The sequence below is a fragment of the Streptosporangium sp. NPDC087985 genome (assembly GCF_044741965.1).
In the GTDB taxonomy this organism is placed as follows: domain Bacteria; phylum Actinomycetota; class Actinomycetes; order Streptosporangiales; family Streptosporangiaceae; genus Streptosporangium.
Genome location: NZ_JBIUTQ010000003.1, coordinates 151577 through 167744 on the forward strand (window position 1 = coordinate 151577; position 16168 = coordinate 167744).

Consider the following 16168-nt stretch of genomic DNA (forward strand, 5'->3'; position numbering starts at 1 on the left):
GAGGAGGTCATAGATGGAGCCCGCACTCCGTCTTGGCCATGCCGGCCCAGCGACCGCTGCGCGGGTCCTCGCCCGGGGCGACCTGCCGGGTGCAGGGGGCGCAGCCGATCGAGGGGTAGTCGTCGTAGTGCAACGGGTTGATCAGCACGCCGTTGTCGGCCATGTAGTTGTCGACCTCGTCCTGCGTCCACCGGGCGATCGGATTGATCTTGACCATCTGGCGCTTGGCGTCCCACTCCACGACCTGGACGTCGGAACGGGTGACGGCCTCGTCGCGCCGGATGCCGGAGACCCAGGCGAGGTACGGCTCCAGTGCCCGGTTGAGCGGCTCGACCTTGCGCAGGTAGCAGCAGAGGTCCGGGTTGCGCCCGAACAGGCGCGGACCGAGGTCGCGCTCCTGCTCGGCCACCGTCCGGGACGGCGTCACGTCGATCACGTTGACGTCGTAGACCTGCCGCACGGCGTCACGGGTGCCGACCGTCTCCGCGAAGTGGTAGCCGGTGTCGATGAACAGCACGTCGATCCCCGGTTTGACCCTGCTGACCAGGTCGATCAGCAGGGCGTCACTCATCGAGGAGGTCAGGCAGAGCCGGTCGCCGAAGGTGGCCGCCGCCCAACGGATGATCTCCAGGGCGGAGGCGTCCTCCAGGAACCGCGCGGCCGACTCCACGATGTCCTGCAGGTCGAACCCGTTGCGCTGCTGGCGCAGCCCGATCTCTATGTCCACCAGGCTCATGAGCGCACCCCGATTCCGAGAAACTTCAGCTTGAAGGCGCGGACGCACGAGCGGCAGTACCAGCCGCCGTCGCCCTCGTAGGGTTCGAGGTCCTCGTCACCGCAGTAGGGGCAGTGGAAGGGGACCGCCCGTTCGCTCATCGGCACCTCCTCTGCTCGCGGGCCGCCGGGCGGCTCACTTGAGATCCGCCTCGTCGGCGCGCTGGACCCAGGCCGAGAAGGTCTCGCCCTCGTTCTTCTGCTTCTCGAAGTTCCTGACGACGCGCTCCACGTAGTCGGGAAGCTCCTCGGCGGTGGCCTTCAGGCCGCGGACCTTGCGCCCGAAGCCCGGATTGACGCCGAGGGAGCCGCCCAGGTGGATCTGGAAGCCCTCGACCTGCTCGCCGCTGTCGTTGACGACGAGCTGGCCCTTGAGGCCGATGTCGGCGACCTGGATGCGCGCGCAGGAGTTCGGGCAGCCGTTGACGTTGATGGTCAGCGGCTCCTTGAAGTCCGGAAGGCGCTGCTCCAGCTCGTCGATCAGGTTGGCCGCGGTGGCCTTGGTCTCGACGATCGCCAGCTTGCAGAACTCGATGCCGGTGCAGGCCATGGTCTGGCGGCGGAAGGTGGAGGGGTTGACCCGCAGGTCGTTGGCCTCCAGTTCGGCGACGATGCTGTCCACCTGGTCGGGCGCCACATCGAGGATGACCATCTTCTGCTCGACCGTGGTGTGTACCCGGTCCGAGCCGTGCCGCTCGGCGATGTCGGCGATGAGATGCAGCTTGTCGCCGTCGAGGCGGCCGACCTTGGGGGCGAAGCCGACGTAGAAGTTGCCGTCCTTCTGCTGGAAGACCCCCACGTGGTCCCTGCGCCCGCCGCGCGGCTGCTCGGGCGCGGGGCCGTCGGGCAGGGCGTAGCCGAGGTACTCCGTTTCGAGAATCTCCCTGAACTTTTCGGGCCCCCAGTCGTTGACCAGGAACTTGAGCCGGGCCCGGTGCCGCAGGCGGCGATAGCCGTAGTCACGGAAGATGCCGATCACGCCGCCGTAGGCCGGGGCGACCTGCTCGGGGGTGAGGAAGACGCCCAGCCGCTTGGCCAGCATCGGGTTGGTCGACAGGCCGCCGCCCACCCACAGGTCGAAGCCCTTCTCGCCCCGCTCGTTGACCACGCCCACGAACGCCACGTCGTTGATCTCGTGCACCGTGCAGTGCGCCGGGCAGCCGCTCACCGCGCCCTTGAACTTGCGCGGCAGGTTCGAGAACGCCGGGTCGCCGATGTAGGTGTCGTAGATCTCGCGGATCAGCGCGCTGGAGTCGAGGATCTCCTCGGTGTCGATCCCGGCCAGCGGACAGCCCAGGATGACGCGCGGGGTGTCGCCACAGGCCTCGGTGGTGGACAGGCCCACCGCCTCCAGCCGCTTCCAGATGTCGGGGACGGCCTCGATCTCGATCCAGTGGAGCTGGATGTTCTGCCGGTCGGTGACGTCCGCGGTGCCCCGGCCGTAGAGGTTGGAGATGTCGGCGATGGTGCGCAGCTGCTCCAGGTTGAGCCGCCCGCCGTCGATCCGGACGCGGAGCATGAAGTAGCGGTCGTCGAGCTCCTCCGGCTCCAGGATCGCGGTCTTGCCGCCGTCGATCCCGGGCTTGCGCTGGGTGTAGAGCCCGTACCAGCGCATCCGGCCCCGCAGGTCGGCTGGGTCGATGGAGTCGAAGCCGCCCTTGGAGTAGACGTCGATGATCCGCTGACGGACGTTGAGCCCGTCATCGGCCTTCTTGTTCTCCTCGTTCTTGTTCAGTGGCTCGCGGTAGCCGAGGGCCCACTGACCTTCGCCGCGCGGGCGCTTGTGGTGGCGGTTGGCCGGCTTGGCCGGGGTCGTCATGAGCGCGTCCTTCGGATCGGTGGAGTGATTTCCGGACACGCGCAGGTGGAACCCGCCGGCTCGTCATCGAGGCCGGGGAGCCGCTCACTCGCAAGGAGAGGACGCCTGTCGCGCGCCCGAGCTGGGTGAAATCAGCGGAGGGCGACGGTCAACGGACGTCACAACAGATGGCACTGCGGACACGCAGGAGGTCGACGTGGCGTCGCACGACGAGCAATGGGTCCGCTGGCATGTCCCTGACGATACCTTGGTCGCCCGAGATGTCCAATATCCGGTCCACACTCTGGACTCTCTCCTGGTGCAACCTTGGCGCCCGGCCGCCGTCCCCCTGATGCCTCCGGCGCCGCTCGAATCAGGGATTTCTCAGGGGCACACCCGGTAGAACCAATCCAATCCCTCCTGACATGCTCAGAACATGCGAACTCTGTTGAATGTCATCTGGCTGGTGTTCGCGGGAATCTGGCTGGCCCTCGGCTATGCCATCGCGGGTGTCATCTGCTGCGTCCTGATCATCACGATCCCGTTCGGCATCGCGTCGTTCCGGATAGCGGCCTACGCGCTGTGGCCCTTCGGGCGGACCGTGGTGCGCGATCCCGACGCGGGCTGCCTGTCCACCCTGGGAAACGTGATCTGGTGCGTCGTGGCCGGGATCTGGCTGGCCATCGGGCACCTGCTGACCTCGATCCCGCTCTTTCTGTCGATCATCGGCATCCCCCTGGGGATCGCGAACATCAAGATGATCCCGGTGTCACTGCTGCCGTTGGGCGCCCGGATCGTCGACGCGGATGACCTTGGGGCGTTTTATCGCAGGTAGCGTGGGTGGTGGACACGAGATTCGATCGTTGCCGGACGGACTCGTGATCAAGCCCCTCTAGGAAATACCGTTGTGTGCCATGACGTCCACCGATGCTCCGGCCCACCGGCCCGGGCCCGACAAGCGCTCCCCGCGCGGGCCCAGGGCCAGGCTGCGTGCCGGGCTCTCCTGGGTGCGCGGGACGGGCACCTGGGCACTGGCCAGCGCCACCACGAACGCGGGCGTCACCTATCGTGTCACCGGCCTGGCCGGCGAGGCGGCCTTCTTCGCGCTGCTGTCGCTGCCCCCGTTCATGCTCGGCCTGATCGGCGTGATCGGCCAGCTCACCAGGGTCTTCGGTCCGGAGACGGTGCAGAACGTCAGAGCCTGGATCGACGTCCAGGCTCACCTGCTGTTCACCGACAACGCCGTCAACACCGTCGTCACGCCGCTCGTCGACGACGTGCTGAAACCCGAGAACCAGGTCTCGCTGATCTCCCTGGGTTTCCTGCTGGCGCTCTGGTCGGGCTCGCGGGCGCTGTTCGTCTACGTGGACCTGATCTCGGTCGCCTACGGGCTCGGCGAGGAACGCGGCATCATCCGCACCCGCCTGATGTCCTTCGGCCTCTATCTCGCCGGCCTGATGGTCGGGCTGCTCGTCATGCCGGTCCTCGTCCTCGGCCCTGTGGCGCTGCGCGGTGCCCTGCCCCCCGACTACGCCGGCCTGGTCAACAGCCTCTACTGGCCGGTGGTCATCATCGGCTCGGTGTTCTTCCTCAGCCTGCTCTACCACGTGAGCGTGCCGGTGCGGACGCGCTGGTGGCGCGAGCTGCCCGGGGCAGTGCTCGCGCTCATCATCTGGATCGCCTGCGCCGCGGTGCTGCGCGCGGTGCTCGCCGCCTGGTTCTCCCCGGTCTCCATCTACGGCTCGCTCGCCGCCCCGATCGCGGTGCTTCTGTGGCTCTACATCACCGCCCTGGCCGTGCTTATCGGCGCGACGCTCAACGCGGAGGTGGACCGGCTCTGGCCGGTGGACGGCGCCGGCCGCGTCAGCCGTGCCGGCTAGTCCGCTATCGTCTAAGGCGCGACTGGCGCATTGGGTGGGAGAGCCCACCGGGGAGCGTAATCGCGGAGGCCGTGCGCCTGGGTCTTCGCACGTTGTCAAAGATCACAGGGGAGTGAAGGCGCCATGAGTTCTCTATCGAGCGTCGATCCGCAGATCGCCGAGCTCATCAAGGCGGAGGAGCGCCGTCAGGCCGACACCGTCAAGCTGATCGCTTCGGAGAACTATGTCTCCAAGGCCGTCCTCGAGGCCACCGGCACCGTTCTCACCAACAAATACTCCGAGGGCTATCCGGGCAGGCGTTACTACGAGGGCCAGCAGGTCATCGACCAGATCGAGACCCTCGCCATCGAGCGGGCCAAGTCCCTGTTCGGCGTGAACCACGCCAACGTCCAGCCCTACTCGGGCTCGCCCGCCAACCTGGCCATCTACCTGGCCTTCCTGCAGCCGGGCGACACCGTGATGGGGATGGGCCTGCCGTTCGGCGGCCACCTCACCCACGGCTGGTCGGTCTCGGTCACCGGCAAGTGGTTCAACCCGGTCCGCTACGGCGTGCGCCAGGACACCGGCCGCGTCGACATGGACGAGGTCCGCGAGATCGCCCTCCGCGAACGGCCCAAGCTGATCTTCTGTGGCGGTACCGCGATCCCTCGCACGATCGACTTCCCGGCCTTCGCCGAGATCGCCCGTGAGGTCGGCGCGGTGCTCGCCGCCGACATCGCGCACATCGCCGGCCTGGTGGCCGGGGGCGCCCACCCGTCGCCGGTCGGCCACGCGGACGTCATCTCCACCACCACCCACAAGACCCTGCGCGGTCCCCGTGGCGCGATGCTCATGGCCACCTCCGACGAGCACGCCACCGCGCTCAACAAGGCCGTCTTCCCGGGTCTGCAGGGCGGTCCGCACAACCACACCACCGCGGCCATCGCGGTGGCGCTGAAGGAGGCGGAGACCGACGACTTCAAGGACTACGCCCGCCAGGTCGTCCTGAACGCCCAGGCGCTGGCCGAGGAGCTCAAGGGCCGCGGCTTCGACCTGGTCTCCGGTGGCACCGACAACCACCTCATCCTGTTCGACCTGAGCCCGAAGGGCATCGGTGGCAAGCCCGCCGCCCAGGCGCTGGACAAGGCCGGCCTGGAGACCAACTACAACACCGTGCCCTTCGACACGCGCAAGCCGTTCGACCCGTCGGGCATCCGCATCGGCACCGCCGGCGTGACCAGCCGGGGCATGGGCGTGACCGAGATGCGCCAGATCGGCGCCTGGATCGACCAGGTCGTCACCGCCCTGGCCAAGGACGAGGACGAGGCCAAGCACGTCATCACCCGGGTCCACGGTGAGGTCAGGGAGCTGACCTCGCACTTCCCGGCTCCGGGTCTGTGACCTGACCCGGTACGGCCCCGGGCGGCGGTTTCAAGGGGCCGTCGCGACACAGGTGGTCAATCGGCTGTTGCCAGGAGCTTGGCGAGGCGCTCGGCCGGGGTATCCCGGCCGAGCGTTCTGCGTGGGCGGCCGTTGAGTCCGGCGGCAACCACGGCGAGATGTCTGCGAATGTGGCCCGCGCGCCGTTAATGGGCTTGCGCGGAAAAGGGGGGTCTGCGTTACCCTTCTGCCATCTTGCCGTGCCGTAAGGCACGTGGCCACGAGCTCTGGAGGTGAGGACTATGCGGGTTGTTCTGTTGAGCCTGCCATCCATCAACCTCCGGGTGCCCGCCTAACCCGTTTCACGCAGGGGCTCCCGGCCTTCGCAAAGGGTGTACCCACGTTGTCTTCGCCAGTGATCCCTGGTTCTTCCGTTCTCTCCTCGCTCGGCTGGAACGACTCCCTCGCCGCCGAGCTCCCCGCCGGTCTGACCCCCGCCAGGGTGGCCCGTGTCGACCGCGGCGCCGCCGAGGTGCTGTCCGCCGACGGTCACTCACAGGTCCACTACGGCGCCCACCTCCGGCGGGCCGCCGCCGCCGATCCCGTCGCCCTGCCCTGCGTGGGGGATTGGGCCGCGCTCCGGAGGCTGCCCGAGGGCCGCTTCGAACTGGAGGCGGTCCTGCCCCGCCGCACCGCGTTCGTGCGCGGCGGCGTCGGCAGGGTCTCCCGGGGCGGCCTGTCCGGCGACTCCCAGGGGCAGGTGCTCGCGGCAAACGTCGATGTTGTGTTCGTCGCCGAACCCGCCCTGCACGCCACCGACACCGCCGACCTGGGCCGGATCGAGCGGCTGCTCGCGCTGGCCTGGGAGAGCGGAGGTCTGCCGGTGGTGCTCGTCACCAAGTCCGACCTCATCGGTGACGGCCTCGACTTCCTGATGGGGGAGGTCGCCACGGCGGCGCCCGGGGTGGACGTGCACGCGGTCTGCTCCGTCACCGGCGAGGGGGTCGAGATCGTGCGCGGCTATCTGGAGGGGACGCGCACCGCCGTGGTGCTCGGTGCTTCGGGCGCGGGCAAGTCCACGCTGGTCAACGCCCTCGCGGGGGAAGCGGTGATGGAGACCCAGCAGGTCAGGGCCGGCGACGGCCGGGGACGTCACACCACGGTGCACCGTGAGCTGATCCGGCTCAGGGGCGGTGGCCTCGTCATCGACACTCCCGGCATCCGCCGCATCGGCCTGTACGACATGGGCAAGGGCGTGGACCAGGTCTTCTCCGACATCGAGGACCTCGCCGAGCAGTGCCGGTTCGCCGACTGCGGGCATCGCGGCGAGCCCGGCTGCGCTGTGATCGCCGCGATCGAGGACGGCACGCTGCCCGAGCGGCGGCTGGACAGCTGGAACAGGCTCCAGCGTGAGGCCGCCTGGATGGCCTCCAGAAGCGATGCGCGGCTCCGCAGGGAACTGCGGAACAGATGGAAGAGCATCCAGCAGGAAATGCGGAGATCCGGTCGTACCCACCGTCCGTGACCCCCGGGGTGTGACCTCCGGTTGATCGGTGAGGAGATGCCTCCGGCCCGGTTCCGTCCGCGAGCGGGCCGCCGGGCCGGAGCTTCCGTCGCAAGGCGGACCGTCTGCGGGTGGTCGATGATGGTTTACAGTGATAGAGGCTCTGTAAGCAGTCGTCCGGGGAGCCGGCCGCGGGTGCGGGTGGCGCTCGGTGGTGGTCTTCCCGCCGGGGGATTTTCAGGGGTGCTCAGCCTGCGGAACACCCCTGACCGCACACAGCAACGTGTGATCTCGCAGGGGAAGCAGCGAGATCACACGCGGGGGAAGCCGGGTGGAGGTACTGCTCAGGCGACGGCGCTGATGCCGGCGCTGGCGGCGCGGCGCATGCGACGGCGACGCTCGGAGGCGCGCTCGTCCTCGTTCAGACCGCCCCAGGTGCCGTACTTCTCCGGACGGGACAGCGCATAGTCAAGGCATTCGGCGCGTACGGGGCACTGGGCGCAGATGGCCTTGGCCTTACGCTCGCGAATGTCACGCTCAGGCTGACGCTCGCCGTCGGGACCGAAGAAGAGCACGAGGTCCTCGCCCCGGCACGCGGCGTCATCCTGCCATCCCCAGCTGGGCCGAGGACGGGCGGTCTGCCGACGTACCTGAGACATGAGAAAACCACCTTTTAGTGAGGGTATTTCGGTTTAGTGCCGCATTGGACGTTTATGGCGTCCCTGATTCCAACGCCCGGATTAGCCGTGATGTTCCCTCAGGTCAGGTGAGGGCGGACGTGGCGTACCGCACAGGTGTGAGCCTGTCCAGCGCAACCAGCCGATAGGTAGTGATCGTGTCGGCGCAAGCCGTACCGCATGGCGTTGTTAGCGTCATGGGCTCAACCACTACCCGAAAACGAGCGTCACTACCGCGCACGAACGCCTCGGTGGTGTCGCCGTCCGACCTGGAGGATTCCACGGCCACTCCGCCGACCGAGAGTTCGCCCGTGTGGGAGCGGACGAAATGCTCGACGGCTTGCAATGGCTCAGGGATGCCTGCGCGTCCCCGGAAACGGTCGAGGATGACCTCGCCGGACCGGTACGCGTCGGCTGCCGCGATCGCAGCAGCCTGAGACATGCTGCCGTAGTAAAGCCCGTGTGGCAAGCACACGAGGTTGGCGGCGTATCGATCGCCGCCGACATGTGATGTTTCCCATACTCTGTCTGGCAATATTTCCGCCAGAGTACGAGCGAGTGGTAGTCCAATGCGGGCGCAGCACGCGTTGCGCTTGGCATGCGTGCAGACCAGAAAAACCGGCTCACTCACAAGTATGCAGGACTCCGGGACCACTCCGGCCACCAAAGCATCCATGTCAAGATCGTCCGGACCTGCGATGACGCCCTCGGCGAGCCACGGTTCGGCGGCCGTGGAGTCGGCGACCATGACGTGAATGCCGGTCCCCTGGCGGTTCCGCCGCCCGGGGCGACGGATGAGCTGGGGCCGGATGCCGAGGCTCATGGCCCGTTTGATAAGAATGTGCACGTCCTCGGGAAGGTGGCAGTCCTCCAGATGGGAGGCCCAGGGGCCGGAATGCTCAATGAGCAGCCAGAATCGGGCTCCCACCGTCGCGCTGGCGAGAACCGGCAGAGTGCCCGTGTGGCATCCCCGGGGGTGCATACACCCCTTGTCGGCCTTGTCCGGAACACTCCTCCCGGTCACATCCACCCCTCCCGTCGAAACTTAGGTAAGACTAACCTAACAATTCCGAGGGTGTGACGCCGGGGGTGCCTGAGGCGTGCGGTGCGGGTAGAGCCTTTATGGCCTCCGGAGGGTCCACGTCAAGAGATTGATATCAACCGGTGTCAATGCTCCGTTGTCAATAGCCGGGCGGAGATGGATCGCGTCAATATTCCAGAGCGGCCCGGGCCGCGGGCAGGGCGGCCGCCCTGTCCGCGGGGACCAGGCCGATGCGGGTCCGGCGGTCGAGCAGGTCGCCGACGTTCAGCGCGCCCTCGTGCCTGACCGCCCAGACGAGCTCGGCCCCGGTGATCCCGGTCGGCAGCGGCTCGGCCAGCGCGGGATCCTCCGCCATGAGCGCCCGCAGAGACTCCGCTTCGCTTCCGTAGCGTTCCGCCAGACGCCCCGGTGCCCTGACGTCCCCGGGGGTGAACCCGGCCAGGGGCAGTCGCGCCGTACGGCTCTCGCCGGCGTCGAGATCCCGCAGCCGCACCGCCCGGTCGACCGCGTCCTGGGCCATCCGCCGGTAGGTGGTCAGCTTGCCGCCCACGATCGTGACGACCCCGCCTGCGGAGGTCAGCAGCGCGTGCTTCCTGGACAGGTCGGAGGTGCGTCCCTCGGCGGCCAGCAGCGGCCGCAGCCCGGCGTAGGTCCCGGCCACCTCCTCCCGTCCGACCGTCACCTCCAGCACCGAGTTGAGGACGCCGAGCAGGAACGTCACGTCCTCCTCCGGGGCCTGCGGCACGTCGGGAAGCGGCCCCTCCACCGGCTCGTCGGTGAGCCCTACGTAGATCCGGCCGTCGGCCTGGGGGAGGACCAGCGCGAACCGGTTGCTCTCGCCCGGGACCGGTACGTGCAGCCCGGCCCGCAGGCCGGGCAGGGTCTCCGGCCGGAGTACCAGGTGGGTGCCGCGTGACGGCCGCATCCGGATGTCCGGGTTGAGCTGGGCGGCCCAGACGCCGGCGGCGTTGATCACGGCTCTGGCCCGGATCGTGAAGGTGTCTCCGGTGAGCTCGTCGCGGACCTGGGCCCCGTCTCCGGCCAGTTCCAGCGCCCGGCAGCGGGTCAGGATCCTGGCGCCGTGCGCCGCCGCCGTCCTGGCCAGCGCCACCACCAGCCGGGCGTCGTCGACCAGCCGCCCGTCCCAGGAGAGCAGCGCGCCGCGCAGGCCGTCCCGGTTCAGCGGCGCGGCGAGGGCCAGCGCCCGTTCCGCGGAGATCCGTGACGGGCCGGGGAGCAGTCGGCGGGGCGTGCGTGCCGCCATCCGCAGCCCGTCGCCGAGCCGGTAGCCGGTCATCGCCGTCGCGGCCTGGCCGCCGGAGACCGCGGGGGTCAGCGGCAGCAGGTACGGCGCGGCCCTGACCAGGTGCGGGGCGGTGTGGCGGAGCAGGACGCCGCGCTCCACCGCGCTCTCGCGCGCCACTCCCACCTGACCCCTGGCCAGGTAGCGGAGCCCCCCGTGGATCATCTTGGAGCTCCACCTGGAGGTGCCGAAGGCCAGGTCGTGGGCGTCGATCGCGGCCACGGACAGGCCCCGGGAGGCGGCGTCGAGCGCCGCTCCGGTGCCGGTGGCGCCGAGTCCGACCACCAGCACGTCCACCACGAGGTCGCGGACCTCGGCGAGTTCACGGAGACGGCGGGCGGCGTTGAGGGAGGAAGTCAAGGGCGCAGGTACCTCTCCAGGAGAGCGGTGAGTTCGGCGTCCAGCCCGTCCTGGGTGAGGGGGGCGAGCATGGTCGGACCGGACAGCAGGAACGACTGGGCGGTCAGCAGCACGGCCCTGGCCAGGGTCTCCGGGTCGCCGGGCCGTATGGTGCCCCGCTGCTGGCCTCGCGCGATCGCCGACTCGATGAGCGCGAGCATGGCCTCGTGGCTGGCGCCCCGGCGCTGGAGCAGGTACGGCAGGAGCAGCTCGGGGTCCACTTCGACGATCTTGCGCCAGAGCGGATGGTCGCGCAGTGCCCGCACCACCGCGACCGCCGCGGTGACCGGGTCCTCGGTGGCGAACCGGCCCGCGACGAGTACCCACTCGCGGGTCATCAGGTCGGCGACCAGACCGCGCACGTCGGGCCAGCGGCGGTAGATCGTCATCCGGGACACCCCGGCCCGCCTTGCCACGTCGGTGAGCGTGGTCCGCCGCACCCCGACCGCGAGCACCATCTCGCGGGCGGCGTCGAGGACCGGGTCGCCGTTACTCATAGTCGTATTGTGACGAATAGACGTCATATGTAACAGTGTAGAGGTGGAAATTCCGACGATCGCCGCCGAACCCATGCTCTGGTCCGGCTGGGGCGACCCCGCCAGAGCCTCCGAGCTGCCCGAGCCGGTCCGCCGGCTGCTCCGGGACATGCTGGGCGTGCACGCGCCGGAGGTCCCGGCCGCGAGTCTCGGCGAGGTGCGGCTTCCCCCCGTGACGCTCTCCCCGCCCGTCCTCGCCGAGCTGCGTGACATCGTGGGCGCCGGCCACGTCCGCTCCGACGACGACGCCCGCATCCGGCACACCCGGGGCAAGTCCACCCCCGACCTGATGCGCATGCGCGCGGGAGACGGCTCCGACGCCCCCGACGCCGTGGTGCTGCCCGGCTCGCACGCCGAGGTGCTGGAACTGCTGCGAGCCTGCGCCGCGCACCGGGTCGCGGTGGTCCCGTTCGGCGGAGGCACCTCGGTGGTCGGCGGCCTGGTGGCCGCCCGGCAGGGTTTCGCGGGGGCCGTCGCCCTCGACCTGGCCCGGCTGAACCGGCTGATCTCGGTGGACACCGAGTCGATGGTGGCCGAGATGGAGCCGGGGCTGCGCGCGCCCCAGGCCGAGCAGCTCCTCGCCGGGCACGGGCTCACCCTGGGCCACTTCCCCCAGTCGTTCGAGTACGCCACACTGGGCGGCTTCGCCGCGGCCCGCTCCAGCGGCCAGGCCTCGGCGGGCTATGGCCGGTTCGACGACATGGTCGTCGGATTGACCGTGGCCACCCCACGCGGCACCCTCGATCTCGGCCGCGCCCCCAAGTCCGCCGCGGGACCCGACCTGCGCCAGGTGATCCTCGGCTCGGAAGGTGCCTTCGGGGTGATCACCTCCCTGAGACTCCGCGTGCGGCGGGCGCCCGCCGAGCGGATCTATGAGGGATGGCGGTTCGCGTCGTTCGCGGCGGGATCGGCCGCACTGCGGCGGCTCGCCCAGGACGGTCCCGTGCCCACCGTGCTGCGCCTGTCCGACGAGACCGAGACGATGGTCGGCCTGACCAGGCCGGAGGAGCTCGGCGGCCTGGCGGCCGACGCGGGCTGCCTGGTCATCGCGGGCTACGAGGGTCCCTCCTCGGAGGTGCCGCTCCAGCGGGAACGCGCCGCGGAGGTGCTGTCCGGGCTCGGAGGCGTCTCCCTCGGCCCCGGCCCCGGCGAGTCCTGGGCGCACGGCCGCTACGCGGCGCCCTACCTGCGCGACTCCCTGCTCGCGGCGGGGGCCACCGTGGAGACGCTGGAGACGGCCGGGTTCTGGTCCAACCTCCCGCGGCTCTACGACGCCGTACGGCTCTCGCTGCACGCCTCGCTCGGCTCGCCGCTGGTCATGTGCCACGTCTCCCACGTGTACGGCACAGGCGCCTCGCTCTACTTCACGGTCGTCACGGCCCAGACCGAGGATCCCCTCGCGCAGTGGGAGGCGGCCAAGCGGTCGGTCAACGAGGCGATCGTCACGGCCGGGGGCACGATCTCCCACCATCACGGCGTCGGCCGCGACCACCGGGAGGCCTACGCCGCCGAGATCGGCGACCTGGGGGTCGAGATCCTGCGCGGGGTCAAGGACCGGCTCGACCCCGAGGGCATCCTCAACCCCGGCGTGCTGATCGCCTAGATTCTCTCCGCCGTCTTTCCGGGACCGGCCGTACGGACGCCCGTTTGAAATCTACAATGTAAAGTCAGCGGCCTCGGCAGGTTGCCGGGCCGCTTTTCCTGAGATGGGTGCGGTTCCGTAAGATCACCGCCAAAATATGGTCATGGATGATGTCGGGCAGGCCGCGGAACGCGGGCGTGAGGTCTCCTCCCGGGTCTCCGAGGAGGGCGCGGGCTGGTCCTGTGTCCAGGTCGGCTCCTTCAAGGATCTGCGGCCCAACGAGGAGACCTTCACCTGGTTCAGCCCGCGCACCCTCTGGAGGTCGAGGAACGAGGTCCTCGCGGGACTGTTCGGCGACCCCTCGGGCCAGGTCAGGGCCCGCTGGGTGGCCTACCAGCGGGACCGGGGCGTCGATCCCTCCTTCCGGATCCCGCTGGACGTCGGGCCGGAGTTCTCCTTCCTCGTCCTGGGGGACACCGGGGAGGGCGACGCCTCGCAGTACGCCGTGGTTCCCGGTCTGCTCAGACTCGGCGCGGACACCGCTTTCGCCGTCATCGCCAGCGACGTGATCTACCCCACCGGATCCGGGAACGAGTACGACGACAAGTTCTTCCGTCCCTACCAGGACTACCGGGCGCCGATCTACGCGGTCCCCGGCAACCACGACTGGTACGACGGGCTCGGCGGCTTCATGCGCGTCTTCTGCGACGCCCCCGCGCTCGAGGCCGAGCGCGAGGGGTTCGAACTCTCGCCCGCGGGGCTGCGCGGGCTGCTCTGGCGCAAGCCGGAGAAGATCGACGAAACCCGGCTGGCCAGGGCGCGTGAGCGCCGGGCGCTGCCCGGGCAGCAGGCCGTGCAGCCCGCGCCGTACTGGGCGATGGAGGCACCCGGGCTGCTCATCGTGGGTGTCGACACCGGTATCGACGGCACGCTCGACCGGGAGCAGGCCGGGTGGCTGCGCGAGGTCTCGCGTGATCCCCGGCCCAAGGTGCTGATCACCGGCAAGCCCGTCTACACCCGGAACGACTACAAGCCTTCCGCGCTCGAAGGCGGCGGCACGATCGACGACGTCGTCACCGATCCCGCGCACAACTACGTCGCGGCGATAGGCGGCGACGTGCACAACTACCAGCGCTTCCCGATCAAGGTCGGTGACCGGACGATCCAGTACATCGTGGCGGGCGGCTCCGGGGCCTTCATGCACGCTACCCACACCACCCCCAGGGTCACGGTCGGCGGCCTGCACGAGGACGACTACCGGTGCTACCCGCTCCGCGGTGACTCGCTGTCGTTCTACAGCAAGCTCTACAGCGATCGGCTGCGCATGCGCTGGCTCTACCTCACGCCCGAGGAGGGCGTGGCGTTGATGTCGGAGCGGATCGGCAACGCCCCGCCCAGGGACATTCCGCCCGTCTCCATCACCCGGCGGATGCGGTGGGCGGCGCGGATCCTCGGCGGCTGGCCGATGCCCCTCCGGTTGCCCGTGGGCCGGATCTTCCACCGCTACCTGTCGGAGCTGTCCGACTGGGATACGCCGCCGTTCTTCAAGAGCTTCCTGCACATCTCCGTGACGCCGCGGACGTTGCGGATCCGCTGCTTCGCCGCCACCGGCTGCCTGCCGCAGGAGATCGAACCCCCGCTCGAAGACGAGGTCGTCATCCCGCTCGTCTGATCGAGAATGTCGGTTTCGCGTGGCAGTCTGTGACGTATGAACGTGGCAGTCGCGGCAGGTCCCGGCGGTGGGGGTGTGCTGCGCCCCGGCGGGCGCGCCGCGTGGGCCGTCGGCGATCTCGCGGGGGTCGTGCGCGAACTGGAGGCCGGTCGGCCGCGCTGGGTCTGGGCGGACACGCGGGAGGTCTATCCGGCGCTGCTCGCCGCGGGCGTGCGGCTGACGCGCTGCCACGATCTGGCGCTGACGGAGGGTCTGCTCCTGGGATACGAGGGCCGTCACGGTGAGCCCCGGTCGGCTCAGGCCGCCCACGCGCGGCTGCATGGTCTCCCGGTGCCGGAGGACCACCACGGGCCACAGGCGCGGCAGGCCATGCTGTTCGAGGAGGAGCCGCCCGCGCCTGACGTCGGCCTGGTCTCCGAGGTCCACGCCGGCCAGCTCCGGCGGATCGAGGCCACTGCGGATCCGGGGCGGTTCCGGCTGCTGGTCGCCGCCGAGTCCGCCGGGGCGCTCATCGCCGAGGAGATGCGCCAGGAGGGCATGCCCTGGCGGGAGGATGTGCATGACAGGCTGTTGACCGGACTGCTCGGCCCGCGCCCGGTGCACGGCATGCGGCCGGCCAAGCTTCAGGCCTTGGCGGACCAGGTGGCGGCGGCTTTCGGCACGCCGTTCAACCCTGACTCCCCGCAGCAGATCGCCAAGGCGTTCAAGTCGGTGGGCATGCCTGTCAGCTCCACCCGGGCTCATGAGATCAAGAAGATCGATCACCCGGGTGTCGCGCCCCTGCTGGCCTACAAGGAGATGGCCAGGATCTACAGCTTCCACGGCTGGGTCTGGGCCGACCAGTGGGTCCGTGATCACCGTTTCCGGCCTGAGTACGTGGTGGGCGGTGTGGTGTCGGGCCGGTGGGCCACCAGTGGTGGTGGCGCGTTGCAGATCCCCAAGGTGATGCGCAGGGTCGTGGTGGCCGATGAGGGCTGGACGCTGGTCGTCGCCGACGCGGCGCAGCTCGAACCCCGGGTGCTGGCGGCGATGGCCGGGGACGGCGGTCTGGCCAGGGCGGCGGGGCAGGTCGACCTTTACCAGGCGCTGGCCCAGGTGTTCGGCGGTGAGCGTGACCACGCCAAGATCGCTATGTTGTCGGCGATGTACGGCGGGACCAGTGGGGACGCGCCCAAGCTGCTGGCCGTGATGCGGCAGCGCTTCCCCCGGGCCTATCAGTTCGTGGAGGATGCCGCGCGGAGTGGGGAGGAGGGCCGGTTGGTCCGCTCCTGGCTCGGCCGTACCTGTCCGCCGCCTTCGGCCCGTTGGCGGGAGTTGGTCTCCGGTCCCGAGGGGAGCAGGGCGGCCCGTGAGCGGGGCCGGTTCACCCGTAACTTCGTGGTGCAGGCCACTGCGGCGGAGTGGGCGCTGGCGCTCATGGCCGTGTTGCGCGGGTTGCTGCCCGATCCGGCAAGGCTGGTGTTCTTCCAGCACGATGAGGTGATGGTGCACTGTCCTGCGGAGCTGGCCGACGAGGTCGTCGCCGCGGTTGGCCGGGCCGCCGAGGAGGCGACCCGGTTGCTGTTCGGCCCGACCCCGGTCCGTTTCCCGATGCAGGCCCTCGCGGTGCGGTGTTACGCCGACGCCAAGTGAGTGGTCGCCG

The 16168-nt window shown here is 69.7% G+C and carries 15 protein-coding genes and 1 riboswitch; of the genes, 7 read left to right on the forward strand and 8 right to left on the reverse strand.

What is annotated here, in order from left to right:
• Positions 1–7: 7 nt before the first annotated feature.
• From ACIN94_RS09555 to ACIN94_RS09570, 4 genes are all read right to left on the reverse strand, one after another.
• Positions 8–736, reverse strand: coding sequence for a phosphoadenylyl-sulfate reductase (locus ACIN94_RS09555; RefSeq protein ID WP_400702102.1), 729 nt, complete (start codon positions 734–736; stop codon positions 8–10).
• On the reverse strand, positions 733–876 hold the full coding sequence (locus ACIN94_RS09560) for an Insertion element protein (protein ID WP_400702105.1): 144 nt from the start codon (positions 874–876) through the stop codon (positions 733–735). The genes ACIN94_RS09555 and ACIN94_RS09560 overlap by 4 nt, the downstream gene beginning before the upstream one ends.
• A gap of 34 nt (positions 877–910) precedes the next feature.
• Positions 911–2593, reverse strand: coding sequence for a nitrite/sulfite reductase (locus tag ACIN94_RS09565; protein WP_400702108.1), 1683 nt, complete (start codon positions 2591–2593; stop codon positions 911–913).
• Between the two features lie 148 nt (positions 2594–2741).
• Positions 2742–2825 (reverse strand): putative leader peptide, encoded by an 84-nt coding sequence (locus ACIN94_RS09570; RefSeq protein WP_350917820.1) that lies wholly within the window; start codon positions 2823–2825, stop codon positions 2742–2744.
• Positions 2826–3008: 183 nt separating this feature from the next.
• On the opposite strand from ACIN94_RS09570, the gene ACIN94_RS09575 reads away from it, so the two are divergent.
• The 4 genes from ACIN94_RS09575 to rsgA all read left to right on the forward strand — a co-directional run bounded on the left by ACIN94_RS09575 (position 3009) and on the right by rsgA (position 7336).
• Positions 3009–3407: a YccF domain-containing protein gene (locus ACIN94_RS09575; protein ID WP_400702111.1), complete on the forward strand. Its 399-nt coding sequence runs from the start codon at positions 3009–3011 to the stop codon at positions 3405–3407.
• Positions 3408–3486: 79 nt separating this feature from the next.
• A complete protein-coding gene (locus ACIN94_RS09580) occupies positions 3487–4452 on the forward strand; it encodes a YihY/virulence factor BrkB family protein (protein ID WP_400702114.1) in 966 nt (321 codons plus the stop codon).
• Positions 4453–4460: 8 nt separating this feature from the next.
• A riboswitch (ZMP/ZTP riboswitch) is annotated at positions 4461–4542 on the forward strand.
• Positions 4543–4575: 33 nt separating this feature from the next.
• Positions 4576–5832 carry a serine hydroxymethyltransferase gene (gene glyA, locus ACIN94_RS09585; protein WP_400702116.1) on the forward strand — a complete coding sequence of 419 codons (1257 nt, stop codon included), beginning with the start codon at positions 4576–4578 and terminating at the stop codon, positions 5830–5832.
• A gap of 394 nt (positions 5833–6226) precedes the next feature.
• Positions 6227–7336 carry a ribosome small subunit-dependent GTPase A gene (gene rsgA / locus ACIN94_RS09590; protein WP_400702119.1) on the forward strand — a complete coding sequence of 370 codons (1110 nt, stop codon included), beginning with the start codon at positions 6227–6229 and terminating at the stop codon, positions 7334–7336.
• A gap of 323 nt (positions 7337–7659) precedes the next feature.
• Here the strand turns inward: rsgA and ACIN94_RS09595 are convergent, their stop codons facing one another.
• From ACIN94_RS09595 to ACIN94_RS09610, 4 genes are all read right to left on the reverse strand, one after another.
• A complete protein-coding gene (locus ACIN94_RS09595; RefSeq protein ID WP_012893126.1) occupies positions 7660–7974 on the reverse strand; it encodes a WhiB family transcriptional regulator in 315 nt (104 codons plus the stop codon).
• A 103-nt stretch (positions 7975–8077) separates the two neighbouring features.
• Positions 8078–8974, reverse strand: coding sequence for a sucrase ferredoxin (locus ACIN94_RS09600; protein ID WP_400703036.1), 897 nt, complete (start codon positions 8972–8974; stop codon positions 8078–8080).
• Between the two features lie 226 nt (positions 8975–9200).
• A complete protein-coding gene (locus ACIN94_RS09605) occupies positions 9201–10697 on the reverse strand; it encodes a glycerol-3-phosphate dehydrogenase/oxidase (RefSeq protein ID WP_400702124.1) in 1497 nt (498 codons plus the stop codon).
• Complete coding sequence (locus ACIN94_RS09610; RefSeq protein WP_400702126.1) at positions 10694–11260, reverse strand: TetR/AcrR family transcriptional regulator; 567 nt, start codon at positions 11258–11260, stop codon at positions 10694–10696. The genes ACIN94_RS09605 and ACIN94_RS09610 overlap by 4 nt, the downstream gene beginning before the upstream one ends.
• 46 nt (positions 11261–11306) lie before the next feature.
• On the opposite strand from ACIN94_RS09610, the gene ACIN94_RS09615 reads away from it, so the two are divergent.
• From ACIN94_RS09615 to ACIN94_RS09625, 3 genes are all read left to right on the forward strand, one after another.
• Positions 11307–12875, forward strand: coding sequence for an FAD-binding oxidoreductase (locus ACIN94_RS09615; RefSeq protein ID WP_400703039.1), 1569 nt, complete (start codon positions 11307–11309; stop codon positions 12873–12875).
• 142 nt (positions 12876–13017) lie between these two features.
• Positions 13018–14526 carry a metallophosphoesterase family protein gene (locus ACIN94_RS09620; protein ID WP_400702129.1) on the forward strand — a complete coding sequence of 503 codons (1509 nt, stop codon included), beginning with the start codon at positions 13018–13020 and terminating at the stop codon, positions 14524–14526.
• A gap of 36 nt (positions 14527–14562) precedes the next feature.
• Positions 14563–16158, forward strand: a complete 1596-nt coding sequence (locus tag ACIN94_RS09625) for a bifunctional 3'-5' exonuclease/DNA polymerase (protein WP_400702132.1) — start codon at positions 14563–14565, stop codon at positions 16156–16158.
• Positions 16159–16168: the final 10 nt, after the last annotated feature.

Bases quoted from the DNA above. Each gene is read 5' to 3' on its own strand.
- ACIN94_RS09555 (WP_400702102.1), bottom strand. From the start codon at position 736: ATGAGCCTGGTGGACATAGAGATCGGGCTGCGCCAGCAGCGCAACGGG.
- ACIN94_RS09560 (WP_400702105.1), bottom strand. From the start codon at position 876: ATGAGCGAACGGGCGGTCCCCTTCCACTGCCCCTACTGCGGTGACGAG.
- ACIN94_RS09565 (WP_400702108.1), bottom strand. From the start codon at position 2,593: ATGACGACCCCGGCCAAGCCGGCCAACCGCCACCACAAGCGCCCGCGC.
- ACIN94_RS09570 (WP_350917820.1), bottom strand. From the start codon at position 2,825: ATGCCAGCGGACCCATTGCTCGTCGTGCGACGCCACGTCGACCTCCTG.
- ACIN94_RS09575 (WP_400702111.1), top strand. From the start codon at position 3,009: ATGCGAACTCTGTTGAATGTCATCTGGCTGGTGTTCGCGGGAATCTGG.
- ACIN94_RS09580 (WP_400702114.1), top strand. From the start codon at position 3,487: ATGACGTCCACCGATGCTCCGGCCCACCGGCCCGGGCCCGACAAGCGC.
- glyA (WP_400702116.1), top strand. From the start codon at position 4,576: ATGAGTTCTCTATCGAGCGTCGATCCGCAGATCGCCGAGCTCATCAAG.
- ACIN94_RS09595 (WP_012893126.1), bottom strand. From the start codon at position 7,974: ATGTCTCAGGTACGTCGGCAGACCGCCCGTCCTCGGCCCAGCTGGGGA.
- ACIN94_RS09600 (WP_400703036.1), bottom strand. From the start codon at position 8,974: ATGCACCCCCGGGGATGCCACACGGGCACTCTGCCGGTTCTCGCCAGC.
- ACIN94_RS09610 (WP_400702126.1), bottom strand. From the start codon at position 11,260: ATGACGTCTATTCGTCACAATACGACTATGAGTAACGGCGACCCGGTC.
- ACIN94_RS09615 (WP_400703039.1), top strand. From the start codon at position 11,307: ATGCTCTGGTCCGGCTGGGGCGACCCCGCCAGAGCCTCCGAGCTGCCC.
- ACIN94_RS09620 (WP_400702129.1), top strand. From the start codon at position 13,018: ATGGATGATGTCGGGCAGGCCGCGGAACGCGGGCGTGAGGTCTCCTCC.
- ACIN94_RS09625 (WP_400702132.1), top strand. From the start codon at position 14,563: ATGAACGTGGCAGTCGCGGCAGGTCCCGGCGGTGGGGGTGTGCTGCGC.